13 protein-coding genes are annotated in these 14014 nt (G+C 28.8%); 5 read left to right on the top strand and 8 right to left on the bottom strand.

The genetic code is table 4. The features are described 5' to 3' along the window. Positions 1-72: 72 nt before the first annotated feature. The 3 genes from dnaA to E1I18_RS02075 all read left to right on the top strand — a co-directional run bounded on the left by dnaA (position 73) and on the right by E1I18_RS02075 (position 2942). Positions 73-1497 carry a chromosomal replication initiator protein DnaA gene (gene dnaA / locus E1I18_RS02085; RefSeq protein WP_141483947.1) on the top strand — a complete coding sequence of 475 codons (1425 nt, stop codon included), beginning with the start codon at positions 73-75 and terminating at the stop codon, positions 1495-1497. 124 nt (positions 1498-1621) lie between these two features. Beyond that, positions 1622-2728 carry a DNA polymerase III subunit beta gene (locus E1I18_RS02080; RefSeq protein WP_141483946.1) on the top strand — a complete coding sequence of 369 codons (1107 nt, stop codon included), beginning with the start codon at positions 1622-1624 and terminating at the stop codon, positions 2726-2728. A gap of 1 nt (position 2729) precedes the next feature. Continuing rightward, positions 2730-2942, top strand: coding sequence for an RNA-binding S4 domain-containing protein (locus tag E1I18_RS02075; RefSeq protein WP_141483945.1), 213 nt, complete (start codon positions 2730-2732; stop codon positions 2940-2942). 54 nt (positions 2943-2996) lie between these two features. Here the strand turns inward: E1I18_RS02075 and E1I18_RS02070 are convergent, their stop codons facing one another. From E1I18_RS02070 to rpmH, 7 genes are all read right to left on the bottom strand, one after another. After that, a complete protein-coding gene (locus E1I18_RS02070) occupies positions 2997-4331 on the bottom strand; it encodes a leucine-rich repeat domain-containing protein (RefSeq protein WP_141483944.1) in 1335 nt (444 codons plus the stop codon). Between the two features lie 191 nt (positions 4332-4522). Then, positions 4523-5242, bottom strand: coding sequence for a hypothetical protein (locus tag E1I18_RS02065; RefSeq protein ID WP_141483943.1), 720 nt, complete (start codon positions 5240-5242; stop codon positions 4523-4525). 16 nt (positions 5243-5258) lie between these two features. Beyond that, complete coding sequence (locus E1I18_RS02060) at positions 5259-6014, bottom strand: alpha/beta hydrolase (protein WP_268926448.1); 756 nt, start codon at positions 6012-6014, stop codon at positions 5259-5261. A gap of 80 nt (positions 6015-6094) precedes the next feature. Next, the gene (locus E1I18_RS02055; RefSeq protein ID WP_141483941.1) at positions 6095-7075 is read right to left on the bottom strand and encodes a lipoate--protein ligase; all 981 of its coding nucleotides are present in this window, start codon (positions 7073-7075) and stop codon (positions 6095-6097) included. A 97-nt stretch (positions 7076-7172) separates the two neighbouring features. Further along, positions 7173-9113, bottom strand: coding sequence for a membrane protein insertase YidC (gene yidC / locus E1I18_RS02050; protein WP_141483940.1), 1941 nt, complete (start codon positions 9111-9113; stop codon positions 7173-7175). Further along, a complete protein-coding gene (rnpA, locus tag E1I18_RS02045; protein WP_141483939.1) occupies positions 9103-9429 on the bottom strand; it encodes a ribonuclease P protein component in 327 nt (108 codons plus the stop codon). Before rnpA ends, yidC begins: the two co-directional genes overlap by 11 nt. 19 nt (positions 9430-9448) lie before the next feature. Beyond that, positions 9449-9598, bottom strand: a complete 150-nt coding sequence (gene rpmH, locus E1I18_RS02040) for a 50S ribosomal protein L34 (RefSeq protein WP_141483938.1) — start codon at positions 9596-9598, stop codon at positions 9449-9451. A 122-nt stretch (positions 9599-9720) separates the two neighbouring features. Between rpmH and E1I18_RS02035 the strand changes: the two genes are divergently transcribed. Both E1I18_RS02035 and serS read left to right on the top strand, forming a co-directional pair. After that, positions 9721-12051, top strand: a complete 2331-nt coding sequence (locus E1I18_RS02035) for an MIP family Ig-specific serine endopeptidase (RefSeq protein WP_141483937.1) — start codon at positions 9721-9723, stop codon at positions 12049-12051. Between the two features lie 38 nt (positions 12052-12089). Next, positions 12090-13355 carry a serine--tRNA ligase gene (serS, locus tag E1I18_RS02030; RefSeq protein ID WP_141483936.1) on the top strand — a complete coding sequence of 422 codons (1266 nt, stop codon included), beginning with the start codon at positions 12090-12092 and terminating at the stop codon, positions 13353-13355. A gap of 48 nt (positions 13356-13403) precedes the next feature. On the opposite strand, the gene nusG is transcribed toward serS, so the two are convergent. Continuing rightward, positions 13404-14009, bottom strand: a complete 606-nt coding sequence (gene nusG / locus E1I18_RS02025) for a transcription termination/antitermination protein NusG (protein WP_141483935.1) — start codon at positions 14007-14009, stop codon at positions 13404-13406. Between the last annotated feature and the right edge of the window lie 5 nt (positions 14010-14014).

Genomic DNA, 14014 nt, shown 5'->3' with positions numbered 1-14014 from the left:
TTTACACAATTATGTATAGCACTTATTAATAATTAAAAATATAATATAAATTATTATATTTAATGGAGGCAAATGAAAAAAAATGATTTAGAAAAAAACAAAATGTTTCCATTTATTGAAGCTTTTTGGAAAGGTATGGCTTTAGAACTCAAAGACAAATTATTAATTAAAAGTTTCATTCTTCCATTGAAAATAGTTAAAATTGATGCTTTTAACAATGTTGAATTCGAGACAGATCTTTCAAAAAATAGTTTGTCCATTATTAAAAGCACAATGGACGAAAAAATTAGAAAAGTTCTGTGTGAGATATTTGAAAAAGAAAACGTTACTTACTCAATAACAACAAAAAAAGTTAAAAAAATAGACTTAAATGAACAAAATGATTCAAAACTAAAAGAAAAAGAAGCACAAAAAAGTGTTTCTAAAGTTATTAAAAATATTTATGGAAATCTTATTAAAGACTTCACGTTTGAAAAATACGTAAAAGGTGATTTTAACAAAGACGCAATTAGAATTGCAAAAATGCTGGCACTAGGTGATGCAACATTTAACCCTGTGTTTATATCAGCAAATTCTGGTCTAGGCAAAACACACTTATTAAATGCGATAGCTAATGATTTTTTAAAAACTAACCAAACAGTTATTTATTTAAATCCGGGCGAATTTGTTACAGACATAACAATATTGCTTCAAGAAAACAATCAAGAAAAAATAAAAAAACGTTTAACTGAATTAAATAATGCTGATTTATTGATGTTTGACGATTTTCAATATTATGGACAAGGGAACAAAAAATCAACACTTCAAGTTATCAACCAAATACTGGATTTCAGGATTTTAAATAAAAAAGTTACGGTTTTTGCTTCAGATAAAGGTGTTTCAGCTTTAAATAATATGTTTGATAGCAGACTAATCAGCCGACTTACGAGTGGTTTACAAGTGGAAATTAAACCACCTAAACAAGACGATTTATTAAAGATTTTAGAACATTTTATTTATATCAATAAAATGCACCCCGATAACTGAGAAGACGAAGCAAAAAATTTTATAGTTCGTAATTTTAAAAAATCAATAAGAAGCTTGATTGGTGCAATTAGTACATTAAATTTTTATAACAGAGACATAACAGAAAAAGCAAACGGTTGTTATACAAAAGAAATTGTAAATAAAATACTTTGTCCACTTTCTAATAATAAAGAGAGAATTAGCCCTGATTCAGTTATAGAATATGTAGCAAAATATTACAAAGTAAACAAAAAAGAATTAACAGGACACTCGAGATTAAAAGAAATTGTGCTTGCTCGACACATTGCTATATACATAATTAGAGAAGAAATGAAACTTCCTTTAGAAAAAATTGGTCAGTTGTTCGGAAACAGAGATCACACAACAATAATGAACGCAATTAAAAAGGTAGAAGCTAATAAGGAAACCCTGGATCAATCGTATAATCGGGCGATTGCGGTTATATCAGATGAACTATATAAATTACACTAGTTATACACATTATTAAAAGAGCAAAAAATAGATATTTGTGTATTTATTCCTATACAAAAACTTATTTTTGTAATTTATACACATATCAACAAGATATATTATTTATACTTAAAAAGGAGTAATTATGAATTTTAAAATAAACAAAAAGATTTTTGATGATACTTTAGAAATTGTTTCAAAATATACAGATCCTATAAGCACATTTTTTAGTTTTAGATGTATTTATATTACAGTGGATAATGAGTATATTACGTTAAAAGCTGCTAATGACGCGACTAGCATAGTTAAAAAAATTGTTGTTGACGACGTTAATGTTTTAGTTGAAGAACCTGGTGAATTTTTAGTGCAAGCTAATGTGTTCAAAAGTATTGTAAAAAAACTTTCAGGAATGATAAATATAACTAAAACAGCAACAAATTTATTAGATATTTCGCAAGGGAATTCAAAATATCAAATCACAACTTTAACTGAAAAACATTTTCCTGCAATCGATAATCTTTTAAACACAAAACAATTAAGCCTTAATACAGCAGAATTTAAAAAAGCAATAAAAAGTGTAAGTCATGCTTCAAGTTTAGATAACTCATTAATTTATAAATGTATAAACATGAAGAAGAAAAATGATGTTATTAACTTTACTGCTACAGATTCATATAGATTGGCTATTTACCAGTATAAATGTGATGAACAAGTAGGATTCGACTTTGATTTTTCAATTAATTCTAAAGATTTAAAAGACTTAATACCTTCTGATGCTCCTGAAAAAGTTACATTCTTTTTTAATGATATAAAAGTTGGTGTTAAATACGAAAATACAGTAATTATTTCAAGAATTGTTTCAATACCTTTTGTTGATACTGAATCTATTTTCAAAAATATGGACGTGGCTTATACAATAGCTATTTCAAAAACTGAATTAAATAATATGCTTAATAAAATTTGAATGTCAAATGGGGATAAACAAAACAGAATTGAACTTTATATTAATGATAAAGAATTTAAGATTGTTAATAATGTTATAGAAATTGGTAATTTTGCTGACAAAACATCAAATTTTAAATTTCAAGGAAAACATCTTGAAATGGCTTTAAATTACAATTTTATAAAGGATGCAATTAGCGTTTTTGATGACGATATTTCAATATTAATTGACCAAAATGTAAAAAAGGTTTTATTAATTTCTTCATCAAATAAAGCTTGTAAACAACTTATTTCACCTTTAAGAAGATAATATGAAAAATACCATAATAATTAAAGAAAAATATATAGAAATTGGCAAACTTTTGAAAATAATAGGACTTATTCAAACAGGGGGTCAAGCTAAATATTTTTTGAGTGAAAACGAAATAAAAATAAACAACTCAACGCCACAGGGACGTAATACAAAAGTTTATGTTGGTGATGTAGTTTGAATTAATAACAGCGTTTATATAGTAAAAAATTAAAATAACCTTATCTCAACTTGTGAATAAGGTTATTTTTTGTGTGTTTCTATTGATTTATTTTTGTTTTTTTGTTGAATTAGCCACAGCAATTTCATTTAATTTGTTAATGCTGTCCTCACTTAAATCAGTCCCTTCAAAAGCTTTGCGTCCTATTTTTTCTACTTTTGGGGCTATAACTTCTTTTAAATTATATGAATTCAAAAAAGCATATCCTTTGATTATTTTTACACTAGGTAAATTAATTGAGGTCAATTCTCAAATATTATTGAATGTATAACTTTCAAGTATTTCTAATTTTGGAACATTTATTTCTTTTAGAGATACTGCTGAAATGAAAGCGCCTCCACTTATTTCTTTACAATTAGGCAAATCAATTGAAGTTAAAGCCATTGCATTCACAAACACAGAAGTGCCTATTTTTTCAACATTAGGTAAATCAACAGATGTTAATGATTTTGCACCATAAAACGAAAAGTCTTTTATTTCTCTTGCGTTTTTTGCAATTATTTTGGTCACCTTGTCTATGCCTGATATATTTTTTTCTTTAAGTTTTGCTTCCACAATTGATTTTGTTATTACTTCTGAATCTAAATCAAGCACATTTTCTTGATTATTGTTTTCTTTTGCTTTATCAATTATGCTATTTATCTCGTCTTGTGATAAACCTGATGAATCAAATGCTTTTGGTTCAACTTTTCTTAACTCAGGTAAGTTAACTTTCTTTAATGATTTAGCATTAAAAAATGCACCTTGACCAATTTCTTTCACGTTAGGCAAATCAATAGATTCTAGTTTTGATACATTGCTAAATGCGTATCTACCTATTTTTTCTAATTTAGGGGCATTAAATTCAATTAATGCACTAGCCAACGAAAAAGATGATGTTCCAATCTCTTTAACAACAGGTAAACTTATTTTAGTCAATGATACAGCGCGATAAAAAGCAGATTTACCTATTTTTTCTACCTTTGGTAAATCTATTGATGTTAAAGCAGTTGCTTCAAAAAATGCTTCGTCACCTATTTCTTTTGCATTTTTTGCAATTATTTTAGTCACTTTATCTATATTTGATATATTTTTTTCTTTAAGTTTTTGTGTAACAACATCTTTTGTTATTACTTCCGAATCTAAATCAAGCACATTTTCTTGATCACTAATGATATTATCTTTTTCTTGATTTTTTATATGCTCGTCTGTTGAATTTTTATCATCGTTTTGAGTTTCTTTTTCTTTATTGTCTTGTTTTTTGTCCACGTCTTCTATTTTTTCAATTTTTTGGTTATTTTGACCACCTGCGTTGCATGAGCTTGAAAGGGCAATTAAACCAAACGCAAAAAAGCTGTTTAAAACACCAGCAGAAATAACTCTTTTAATTGTTTTTTTGTTCATTTCTCGTTTCTCTTTCTCTCTATATAAATCAAAATTTATTAATATATTAAGAATGATAAAAAACTTTATTTAAATCTGTGTTTCAACAACAAAAAGAACGTGAATTTTGTGAAAATTTTAAAGCTCTTTTCACATATGTGGTTATGTTCCAGAACAAAAAGTAGAATAAAAAAACTCGCATAAACGAGTTTTTAATAAGGTTGCACACGTTTTTTGTGTGTTTTTTCAATAAAAACTAAAATCGCTAAACCACTGTACATTATGAATGAAATACCTTGTCAAATAATTGTTGCGATGATGTCGCCGTTAAATTCATTTCTATTAAATCCTAGCGCAATTCAGTATAAAAGTCACGTTGTATTGATAAAAAGCAAGGTAAAAAGCATTCCTTTACTCATTCCACCGAATTTTTTTTGTTCAAATGATTGCAGTGCTGAAGGTAAAAAACTCGTGGTTGTTAAGAAAGGGAAAACTATAAGGAAAACACGCATTAATGTAGGTGGAAAATGTTTGTTTGCAAGAATGCCTCAAAGCGAAAAAGCAATAGCAAACAAACTTATTGAAAGAGTTATGATCAAAACAAAATAAGAAGTTTTTCTTTTTTTAATATTTTGAGAATATTTGTATGAAAAGAACAAAGTAAAAGAAAAGATTATTGAGCAAACCATATTTGCGTATGCTGCTCCTACCATTTTTTGTGGAGATGAATCTCAAGAACCTATTAGCATCCAGCCAATAACACCTATAAAAAATACTCAAAAAGTATAATATTTGACTGATTTATCAGTTTTTTTGTGCTTAATAAGAAAAACGAGTTGTGGTATTCCAACACATATTGTTGAAAGGACTGCAATTGTTCCAAAAATAAATGCTATTCAGGCAGAAACAGGATTTTTTCCGTCTAAAAGCAATAAATTTAAGATGCTATTAATAAAAACCCTCTGTTTTTTTAATGAAATTGTTTATGTAATTATGTATTTTAGGTGTGTTTTTGTAAAACATTGCATGTCCTGAATCATTTAACTCGTATGTTGAAATTTTGTATAGATTTATGTATTTTTCCGCTTTGTCAAAACGGAAAAATTTATCATTTCTGCTCAAAAAAACCATGTAGTTTCTGTTTGTTTTATAAAACTTCTCATAAAGATTTTTGACAAAAGTCATGTCAAAAATTTCAGAAGCTAATTTTGAAAAAGTTTTTATTCTGTATTCAAAAAATGATTTAGGTGTTTGAAGAATTTTTTGTTTAGCTGCTTCGGTGATAATTCAATCATTGTCGTATTCTGAAAATAAATTTAATTGAGTTTCATATCATTGTTCAGGTGTTGAAGCGAGCATTCAACGTCTTTTTTGTTCAATATCAGCAGGACTTTCGTCGCGAGGCATAATTGGTACAACTCCAAATACTTGTTTAACGTTCGCATTTTTTATTGCATTATACAAAGCAGGGACTGCGCCTAATGACTGAGCAACGATATAAAAACCTTTATCGCCAATAACTTTTTTGATAAATTCTTGCACAATATCACAATAATATTGCATTGTTGGTTCTTTGATGTTGTTTGAAGACATTCCGCAGCCAGGCATATCGGGAGCTATAATTGAATACAATCTATCTTTGGTATTAAAAAGAGATAAAGCTCTCTGAGCTTCATCTCCAAAACCATGAAGAAAGAGAACTATTATGTTTTATACTTCATAATCATCATCATCCAAAAAACTAATAGTTTCTGTGCTTAATTCAACAGTTTTTCTAATCATTGCTATCCTAAAATTAATTTAATAATTTCGTCCTTAGTAATTGTTCCAAAATATTCTTCAAAATCAATTGAATCAAAGATTTTACGTATGTTTTCTTCTTTAAGTGGTGTGTCTTTAAATAAAGGTTCAATTTCTCGTGGATCTTTTTTAGATAAGAAATCACCTTCGAATCAAATCTCTTTAATAATTCCTTTTTCAATGTTTCCTTTTACGTTGATAATGCCGCCTTTAAATTTGTTGCCGCTACGGAATGAAAATGTTGCTGCTTTGTTGAAAATTCAGTCTTCAGAGCTGACTTCTTTTCGCATTGCTTCGAGTTTGTCTTTGTATTTTTCGTAAGGAATTTCTAAAAATTCACCATTATTGTGTTCAACAAAGTAGTTGATTAATTTTGTGATAAAGGTTTCAACATCCATTTTTTCTTTTAGTTCGTCGTAAATGTTTGTTACTCTTTGGCGAACTGATTGAATACCTTTTGACTCATATTTAATTCTTGCAGGGTTAAGAGCATTTGAAAGTTTTGTGAGGTCAACATTGTAAAGCAAGGTACCATGACTAACAATTCTATTTTTGCTTAAATATTGAGCATTTCCACTGATTTTTGCACCATTTACATGGACATCATTTCGGCCATGGAATTCTGCATCAAGGCCAAGAGATCTTAAAAAGCCAATAATTGGAGCTAAAAATCTTTCATAGCCGCCTTGTTTATTGTAATCGGTAATAAAGCTAAAATTAATGTTTCCCATATCGTGATATACTGCACCACCACCTGATTTTCTTCGAGCCAATTTGATATCGTTATCTATAACGTATTGACGGTTAATTTCTTCGTGTGCGTTTTGGTTGTTACCAATAATTATTGCGTTGTCGTGTTGATAAAGAATTAATATGTCACCTTTCATATCAAGGTCATTTAGAATGATATTTTCTAAAGGAAGAGTGATGTAAGGACTTGTTTCTTTTATTCTAAATATTTTCATTTTTTCTCCTAAAATTAATGCTTAAATTTTACCATTATTATTGATTTTTGTGTATTATAGGGAACAAAAAAACAGGTTAAACCTGTTTTTTAGGTAATTAAGATACAACTTTTTTTGCATATCTTTTTTTGTAAAAATTTGATTTTTTGAAGTAATGAATTCCTAGTGATTGTGAAATACTTCATATGTTTGAAATAATTCAATAAATTTGCACACCAGCACTGAAAACAAATGTAATAAATAAGAAAACAAACATCATTATTCATTGCATTCTATCGCTTTTTTTCAGGGCTTGTTTTTGCTCAATAGTCAGTCGTTTTGTTGAACGTTTGTTCAATATACGCGGAATTATCATTGTCAAGATTTGACTTGAGCCCGCAAATAATAGAATAAAGAAGTATTGTCATTCTCCCGCAAAAAGACGTCTGTAGGAAACTGCAGCAAAGTCAATACCAAGTCATGTTGTTGATTTTAATTCAGGAACCGACTGGATAACACGTCACATAGCAATAAAAATAGGTAGTGAAATTATTATTGAAATAAGTGAATCCATAGGACTTACACCATTCTTTTTATAAAGCTCTGCTATTTCTTGTTGTTGACGCATTTTTAATTCTTTATTGCTTTTTGGCACATCTGCATATTTTGCGTCAATTTTCGCTTTTTTAGCCCTTAATTCTTCTTGGATTGTTTGTGACATTGTTGCTTTTCAAGTGATTGCAAGACCTATTGCACGAACAATAATTACTGCTAAGAAAATAACAAGAATTGTACTTCAACCACCTGCGTCACCTAAAGGTGCTCTAGTAGCAATAACAAACGCAGAAAGAGGTCAAACAGCAAATGAGAAGAATGGTCCATAACCTAATGTAGATTCAAATGATGGGAATGGAATTTGTGGTTCTGTAGCAGCAAAAGCAATTTGCGAACCAACAGAAGTTGAAGGACCACCGTATATTGAATTTTCTTGATCTAAATTAGTAAGCTGAATATTACCATTTTTATCAAATGTCTGTATTCCATTTTCGTCTAATTGTGGAGCTTTAGATGTTGTTGTGTTTAGGTTAGTTATTGATAAATAGTTATTGATTGTGTCTTGGTAATTTATTAAGAAGTTTCTTTCTTCATCAGTAATTTTAGTTTTTTTACCTTCAACAATCTCATTAAGTACTTCTTCATAACTTGCTTTATTATGATCTTTAAGATATTGTTTGTAGTAGTTATCTTCTTTTAAAAATGTTTCTCTATAAAGCAATTCAAATATGTCACGCGCATATATTGCGTTATTTCTGTTAGCATAACCACTGCGAGTACTGTAAAGACTAAATAATGACGCTTTTTTTAGAACAACATTTTCTTTATCTGGAAATGTAATTTTTAGTTGTTTAGGATCTAAGGTGTAATTTCCATCTTTATCTTTTGTTTTTTCGTCATAAAGTTTTTTGATATCAAATTGCGGGTCAATAAATTTAATATCTTGAGTTCAGTTATTAAATACTGATTTGTATTCTTTTGCTTTGTCAAGTGTAAATAAATATTGACCAGTTTCACCTTTGAAAATAGGCTGACCGTTGACAAAATCACCATTGTTTTTAATATATTGAACTGATGAAGTAAAACTACCTCTTTGACCATACTCAGCACCTACATTTTTAGCTTGATTTCTTAAATCTTCAAGAGTGCTTTTGTATTTTTTGTACGAAAGATGGAAGTTTGCTTCAGGAATATGTTCAACTTTGTAGTATTGATTATCTTTAAGATATTTATCGTCTTTTTTCTTTGTTCCTTGTTTAAATGTTGCAACAACAGGAGATATTTTTTCCTGAGAACTGTAGAATTCAGTACCTGCACCACTAAAACTAGAACTTTTTACTGCTATTGATTGAACACACCCTGTAAGAGTAAATGCAAACAACAGCACGTATAAAATTATTTTAATTACTAATCAAGCCTTCTTTCAAGCTTCCTTTTTGTTTTTTTGCTTTTTTGAACCTTGAGATGGCTTGAAATAATCAAAATTACTTGATCTACTTTCCATTTTTAATTTTCTTGAATAATCCTTCGGTTGTGTCTAGTTTTGTTTTGTATGTTTGATTTAAAAATTCTTTTCTTAAGATAACAACGAAGTGAAATTTCAAATCATATATATTCAATGTGTGAATTATTGATTTTAATTGACGTTTGTAATAATTTCTCATTACTGCATTAGCGAATTTCTTTGGAATTGTAATTCCGACTCTAAAATCCTCTGCAGGTAGATAGTAAATTATTAAATATTTATTTATTAATTGTTTTTTACCTTTGATAACGTTGTCAAATTCTCAACTTTTTTGTAATCTGTATTGTTTTTTCATTTTTAAACTCTACACAAAACTAGTTTGCGTCAGATACAGTTAGTCTTGCTCTACCTTTAGCTCTTCTAGCTGCTAACACTTTTCTACCGTTAGCAGTAGCCATTCTTGCTCGAAAACCATGTACTTTAACATGTTTTCTTTTATTTGGTTGGTAAGTTCTTAAACTCATGAATACCTCCTAAAATTTAATACATATAAATATTAATATGCAAAATATGCTTTATTATATAATAAAAGCTTAAAAATCAAAGATAAAATTATAAAATAGTTTGCGCGTTTCAGGGAGGCTGAATGAAGAAAAATATTTTTAAAATGGCTGCATTATTGAGTCAATTTTTGCTACCTTTAAGTGTACTATCATGCAGACAACCAATGAAAAATGTGAACAAAATAACTTCTGTAAATGCATCAATAAATGATGAAAAAGGTCTATTAAAAATCCACTTCTTAAAATCAATTAAATCTAATCTAATTTTGACGTATGATACTCATAAACGTGTTCAAACGTCAAAAATTGAAGATGATGGTTACACACACATTTTCCAATTTAATCCATCACAATTTACGTATAATAAGTCTTATTCGTTCGATCTTTTTTTAGACAATAAAACAGAAGTAAGTGCAGTTAATAACTCGAGTAACTTTTTATTTAAATTTGAGAAATTAAACACAAATACTCAAGAAAAACTGGATAATAGTTCACATGATACAACTCCTATTGAAAAAGAAAAAACTAACTCGATTTTGTCTTTAGAACCACTTACTGAAAAAGAAAAAAACGTTTTAAGTATTCATTTAGAATTCGCTCAAAATTCACCTTTATTTTTGACGTATGATACTGATAAACGTGTTCAAACGTCAAAAATTATTGATAATGGACACACACATATTTTTGAATTTCTTTCTCCTGAAATTGAATATAACAAGGAGTATGTATTTGATTTATTTCTAGATAAATGTCTTGAAAATAAAGCAGTTAATAACTCAACAAACTTCTCATTTGTTTTCAAAAAAGAAATGAAACAAAAAATCCAAAACAGCGAAACTAAAAAGCCGGAGATAAAAAAAGAAAAAGAAAATAAACCACAACAATTTCCTGATTTTCCAATAATTCCACCAAACTTTCCTAACTTCAACAAGATTAATAAAGAAAACCACACATATCCAAGTTTTGTTGACAAATTTACTAAAATCAATAGAGTTAATGCTTATAAAGAAATATACGATAGAACATTTGCAGTTAAATTCGGGGTAAAATTAAATAATAATAGTTCTAATGATTTCAGATCAACAAATAATGGAACAGCATGACTTCTCGACTATCATAAAATTAATGACAATAAATACAAATTGTTTTTAGCAACCAATCTTCATGTTGCCGGAGATTTATCCAACACTTTAAGTGAAGAACTTAACAAAAAATTGAATTATGAAGATCCAAGAGGAAACAAAGCAATAGCAATATCGTTAGGTAAAAGTAGTCAAAAAATTACTGATTTTGAAGCAAAAAACAACAAATTTATATATGGAAACCAAGAAAAGTATCGAACAAAATGGTTGGCTTCAGATAACCGGTTTACTGATTATGGAAAAACCGATTTTTCTGCTGAACACACAAAATTTTCAGATGGTATAAGTGCTCCAAAATTAATATTTGCAGGCTATGATTTTATTAAAGATGAATATGTAAACCAATTTCAAAAAGAAGCAAAAGAGAAACTGAAAGAGAAAATTAAATCAATAGAAGATAAAGATGAAGATGATAAAGATTCTGAATATTGAATAGCAAATAATGCATTAAAAAATCAGCAAAAATTTCCGTTTTATACTGATTTTGCAGTATTTGAGGTCGAAATAGACATGAGTAAGATGGCTAGTGAATATGCTCAATGATTTAAAGATTCAATAAGCGGCCTAGATGCTTATTTGACAAGATTGAGTAACACAAATGTATTACCTAATCAAGATAAAAGTGTTTCAAAATATATGCTTACAAAAGATTACATCACATCTCACAACGAGATAAAAAACCCGACACAAAACAACTTATGGAATTCAAAAGAAGCTTATATCGCAGGTTATGTTGGAATTGATAACGGTTATTCTGCTTGGTCATTGAATAATCCAATTGAAAGAAATAGTTCTATTCAATGAGCATACAGATCACCAGAAAATAAAGAAGCATTCGCTGTTGCTTCATACAATTATGAAGAAAAAGTAACAACAAACAACTTTTATCCATACACTTCAGTGCATGGAAAAGTTCTATTAGATAGATATGGCTTTAATGAAACTGTGTGATTTTCATCACTTTATTATGGAGCTTCTGGCTCGCTAGTTTACAATGATTTTGGTCAAATGATTGGTATTTATAGTTCAGTTGCAAGTTCGGTAAATCTTTATGATTTAAGTAAGCAAGCAGGCTTTACTCCATTTTTGTTGTCGCAGGATTATGGAAAAGGTGATAAAAAAATTAAGGCATACAACCTTATTGATGGTTCAGACAAAAATCTTTACCCCGCTCAAAAAGCATCATTTAGAGAAAATTTAAGAGTTATTTATCCAAATGGATTTGATGATAAAGGTTCCACAACGACTGCATTATTTGAGAATGGCTTCTAAATTCAAAATGCTATAATTTAATATTACTAGGAGCAAAAATGTTAAACATTAAATATATTCAAGAAAATAAAGACAAAGTTCGCAGCAGTTTAATGAAAAGAAACTTTGACATTTCGATTTATGATAATTTGGTTGAGTTATTAGCAAAAAGAGGCAAATTTATGCATGATGCTCAATCAAAAAAAGCCGAATTAGCTAAATTTAGCAAAAGTTTTGCTGAGTTCAAAAACAACAAAAATAAATTAGATGAACTTAAAGTGCAAGCTGCTTTAATCAAAAAAGAGCAATTGAATTTTGAACAAAAATCAAGAGAAATTGAACAACAATGTGATGAATTATTGGCCACTATTCCAAATATTACTCTTGATGAAGTTCCTACTGGTGAAAGTGACAAGCAAAATGTTATTTTAGCAACACATGATAAATTAGGTAGGGGTCTTGTAGCGAGAACATTGCCACACTATGAAGTGGCCAAAAATCTTGATATTATTGATATTGAGAGAGGTGTTAAATTATCTGGTTCAAGATTCGTGATTTATAAAGGTTTAGGTGCAAAACTTGCAAGAGCTATTCAGAATTTCTTGCTTGACTTACATACACAAAACGATTATTTAGAAGTTTCTACACCAGTAATTGCAAAACCTAATATCTTGTTTGGTACTGGCCAACTTCCTAAATTTAAAGAAGATTTATTTAGTGTTGATGGTTCAGATTGATACTTGATTCCAACTGCCGAAGTTACTCTTACCAACCTATACAATAATGAGATTATTGACCTTTCTAAACCAAAAAGATTTACTGGTTTTACTGAATGTTTTAGATCTGAAGCGGGCAGTGGTGGTAAAGACACTAAAGGAATTATAAGATTGCACCAATTTAAAAAAGTTGAACTTGTTAAAATAACAAGTCAAAAAGATGCAATTAGCGAATTTGAACAAATGCTTGATCAAGCAAAAAAAGTTCTAGAATTATTAGAACTTCCTTATCGTGAAGTGCTTTTATGCACAGGTGATACTGGTTTTTCATCTAGAAAAACAATTGATTTGGAGGTGTGATTACCTTCAGAAATTCAGTTTAGAGAGATTTCATCAGTGTCATATATGGGAGACTTTCAAGCGCGTAGAGCAATGATTAGATATAAAGATGAAAATGGTGAAAATCAATATGCTCACACAATGAATGGTTCAGGACTTGCAATTGATAGACTAATAGCTGCAATTCTTGAAAATTATCAAAATAAAGATGGTTCAATAAGCGTTCCAACAAAATTAATACCATATATAGGTTGTGAGCTAATAAAATAAAAAAAATGAATTTTTACTGATAATCTATGAGTAAAAATTCATTTTTTATTATTTTTCTTGACTTTTTATAACATCATAATCGAATTCTGTAGGCACGTTTTTACCAAAGTGATCAACTTCAACAGTTGCGATTTTTGTTGTGTCGTTAGCATCAGTAACCTTACCACTTTGTCCTTTAAAAGGTCCTGAAATTATTTCAACAATTTCACCTATTGAGAATTTTGTTTCAAATTTACCATCATTAAAGTCTTTCAAAAGTTTTTCTTCTGACTGAAAACATTTTTTAATTTCACGTATAGTAACTGGAGTTGGTTTAGCACCTTTTCCTGAAGAACCTATCAGACCAGTAACATATTGAGTGTTTCGCACTACAAATCAAGCTTTATCAGACATATGCATGTTGATAAAAATGTAGCCGCTGTACATATTGATCATTTTTTTTGTGTATGGTTCGCCATTCAATTTTTTTTCAGCTTCTTTAGCAGATAAAGAAGGTTTTTTGAATATTTTAAATGCACCTTCACTACATGCATTTTGATTAAAACAGTCTTCAACTTCCTCGCTAACTATTCGGTTTTTTAAACTTTCTACAACAACGTCTTCTTTACCAGAAACAGTGCTTATCATATATCATAAAAATTTTTTTTCTTCCATAAACT

Source organism: Mycoplasmopsis mucosicanis, from assembly GCF_006546935.1.
Classification (GTDB): Bacteria; Bacillota_I; Bacilli_A; order Mycoplasmatales; family Metamycoplasmataceae; genus Mycoplasmopsis; species Mycoplasmopsis mucosicanis.
Note: the sequence above shows the minus strand (reverse complement) of the source record. Positions and strands in the feature narration are given on the sequence as shown.